Genomic DNA, 2,160 nt, shown 5'->3' on the forward strand with positions numbered 1-2,160 from the left:
CGCTGCTGTAACGGTCATTTTTTCGAAATCGTTTCAGGTTCTCGGTGTGTGTGACCCCTTTGTCTGTCCGGAGAACAATTTCCTGATCACCGCCGTTTGTTTCATACAGGCCGATAATCCGATGAGGATTTGATTTAAGCTCGCGGATCATCACAAGTCCCTTGTGGCCCGCTTTGCCTGTTCAAAGTCACCGGCGCTCATTTTCTTTACAGCGCCCCGCTGTGTCACAAGAACCAGCATCGTGTCATTGGCGACCGGGAGTGCGTTAATGACCTCGTCCCCGTCTTTTAGATTAATGCCCTTTACGCCGGCCGCTTGTTTACCGACTACGGGAATATCCTCGATTGGAAAGCGCAGTCCGTAGCCGAAGGAGCTGGCTAAAATAGATCGGTTTCTTTTTCCAGCTCAAGGACTGCTGTGACCTGATCGCCGTCTTTGAGCTTAACTGCCGTCAACGCTTTGGATAGCGCTGAGCTTTATACACATTCAACGGTGTTTTTTTCACGAGTCCCTGTTTGGTAATAAACAACAGTTCATTTGTTGTATCAAATGTACGGATCGGCAGGGCTTTGATCAGCTCATCCCCGGCCTCCAGCTGCACGAGGTTGCCGATATGCTGTCCGTTATCTTTCCAGCGGATCTCGGAGAGCTGATGAACCGGCATATATATATACTGCCGCGCTTTGTAAACAAGCAGCGTATCCGTAGTGTTCATTTCCCCTGAAATACAGAAGCTCATCGGTTTCTTTCATTCCAGGCTTTTCTTCTTTGGAAGCCGAATAGGAGCGGATGCTCGTACGTTTCACATAGCCTTCCTGTGTTGCTGTAATAATAACGTCTTCTGAAGGGATCATTCCCTCCATATCGACCTTGAGCTCCTGGATATGTTCTTCGATTTTTTGTGAGACGCTCATCATTATACAGCTTGCGTATCCGCGTTAATTCTTTTTTAATCACGTCCATCAGCTTTTTGTCGCTTTTAAGAATACCTTCCAGACGCGTAATTTCTTTACGGAGCGCATCTGCTTCTTTTTCAAGCGTCACAATGTCGGTGTTGGTTAAACGGTACAGCTGCAGGTTCACGATCGCTTCGGCCTGTTCGGGTAAAGGAATACTTTTCTTCCAGATTCCGTTTGGCATCCGCCTTATCGTTGGATTCCCGTATGGATGCGATAACTTCATCAAGAATCGATATGGCTTTAATCAGACCTTCGACAATATGCTGCCTTTTTGACCGCTTTATCGAGTTCATGACGGGACCGGTTTGTGACGACCTCGCGCTGGTGGTCAATATAAGCTGATAGCAAAGGTTTAAGTCCCATAAGCTTGGCGGCGTCTGGTTGTAAATAGCCACCATATTGAAATGATAGGCAATCTGCAGATCCGTGGATTTGTATAAAAACGTTAGTACGTTTTCGGGATCGGCTTTTTTTAAGCTCAATTACAATACGGAGTCCTGTTCGATCCGTATCATCCCGGACTTCAGCGATACCGTCGATTTTTTTATCAAACGGATTTCGTCCATCTTTTTAACAAGATTTGATTTCACTACGTCATAGGGAATTTCCGTAATAAACAATCTGCTTGCGTCCTCCGCGAAGTTCTTCAATTTCTGCATTGGCTCGCAGCATTACTTTCCCTTTACCGGTTTCGTAGGCACTGCGGATGCCTTCCAGCCCCTGAATCGTGCCGCCGGTCGGGAAATCCGGTCCTTTTAATACGTCATCAGTTCTTCTATGCCCGCTTCTGGCTTATCAATCATCATTAAGGCTGCATCAATTACTTCTCCGAGCTGATGCGGAGGAATATCGGTGGCGTAACCGGCACTGATACCGGTGGAGCCATTAACCAGCAGATTCGGGTACTCGCCGGCAGAACGACCGGCTCCTCCTGGGAATCATCGAAGTTTGGAATATATTCGACCGTGCTTTTTTCAATATCACGGAGAAGCTCGCAGAAAGAGCCGACAGCCGTGCCTCGGTATAACGCAATTGCGGCAGGCGGGTCTCCATCCACCGAACCGTTGTTGCCGTGCATCTGCACGAGCGCATTGCGGACCTTCCAGTCCTGGCTCATACGCACCATCGCTTCATACACAGAGCTGTCTCCGTGCGGGTGGTAGTTACCAATTACGTTACCTACCGTTTTAGCGGCTTTACG

Annotated in this window: 8 protein-coding genes; all 8 read right to left on the bottom strand. The window is 48.1% G+C overall.

Annotated features, from left to right (window positions below; translation table 11 throughout):
* Positions 1-150: 150 nt before the first annotated feature.
* Positions 151-384: a DNA gyrase C-terminal beta-propeller domain-containing protein gene (locus MMY81_RS36170; protein ID WP_374563477.1), complete on the bottom strand. Its 234-nt coding sequence runs from the start codon at positions 382-384 to the stop codon at positions 151-153.
* 67 nt (positions 385-451) lie between these two features.
* Complete coding sequence (locus MMY81_RS36175; RefSeq protein WP_374563465.1) at positions 452-715, bottom strand: DNA gyrase C-terminal beta-propeller domain-containing protein; 264 nt, start codon at positions 713-715, stop codon at positions 452-454.
* Between the two features lie 20 nt (positions 716-735).
* Complete coding sequence (locus MMY81_RS36180; RefSeq protein WP_374563480.1) at positions 736-1,140, bottom strand: DNA gyrase subunit A; 405 nt, start codon at positions 1,138-1,140, stop codon at positions 736-738.
* Complete coding sequence (locus MMY81_RS36185; RefSeq protein WP_374563468.1) at positions 1,034-1,252, bottom strand: hypothetical protein; 219 nt, start codon at positions 1,250-1,252, stop codon at positions 1,034-1,036. The genes MMY81_RS36180 and MMY81_RS36185 overlap by 107 nt, the downstream gene beginning before the upstream one ends.
* Complete coding sequence (locus MMY81_RS36190) at positions 1,200-1,499, bottom strand: DNA gyrase subunit A (protein ID WP_374563483.1); 300 nt, start codon at positions 1,497-1,499, stop codon at positions 1,200-1,202. Before MMY81_RS36190 ends, MMY81_RS36185 begins: the two co-directional genes overlap by 53 nt.
* The gene (locus tag MMY81_RS36195) at positions 1,442-1,618 is read right to left on the bottom strand and encodes a hypothetical protein (RefSeq protein WP_374563471.1); all 177 of its coding nucleotides are present in this window, start codon (positions 1,616-1,618) and stop codon (positions 1,442-1,444) included. The genes MMY81_RS36190 and MMY81_RS36195 overlap by 58 nt, the downstream gene beginning before the upstream one ends.
* 96 nt (positions 1,619-1,714) lie before the next feature.
* Entirely contained in the window at positions 1,715-1,831 is a 117-nt protein-coding gene (locus MMY81_RS36200; protein WP_374563486.1) for a hypothetical protein, read from the bottom strand.
* Positions 1,780-2,160: DNA gyrase subunit A (locus tag MMY81_RS36205; protein WP_374563474.1), on the bottom strand; the 381-nt coding region annotated here is incomplete at its 5' end. The genes MMY81_RS36200 and MMY81_RS36205, both read right to left, overlap by 52 nt.

Source organism: Sinobaca sp. H24, assembly GCF_023845525.1.

What these genes read in the sequence shown, in the direction of transcription:
- MMY81_RS36175 (WP_374563465.1), bottom strand. Translation starts at nt 715, where the DNA reads ATGAACACTACGGATACGCTGCTTGTTTACAAAGCGCGGCAGTATATA.
- MMY81_RS36180 (WP_374563480.1), bottom strand. Translation starts at nt 1,140, where the DNA reads ATGCCAAACGGAATCTGGAAGAAAAGTATTCCTTTACCCGAACAGGCC.
- MMY81_RS36185 (WP_374563468.1), bottom strand. Translation starts at nt 1,252, where the DNA reads ATGAACTCGATAAAGCGGTCAAAAAGGCAGCATATTGTCGAAGGTCTG.
- MMY81_RS36195 (WP_374563471.1), bottom strand. Translation starts at nt 1,618, where the DNA reads ATGCAGAAATTGAAGAACTTCGCGGAGGACGCAAGCAGATTGTTTATT.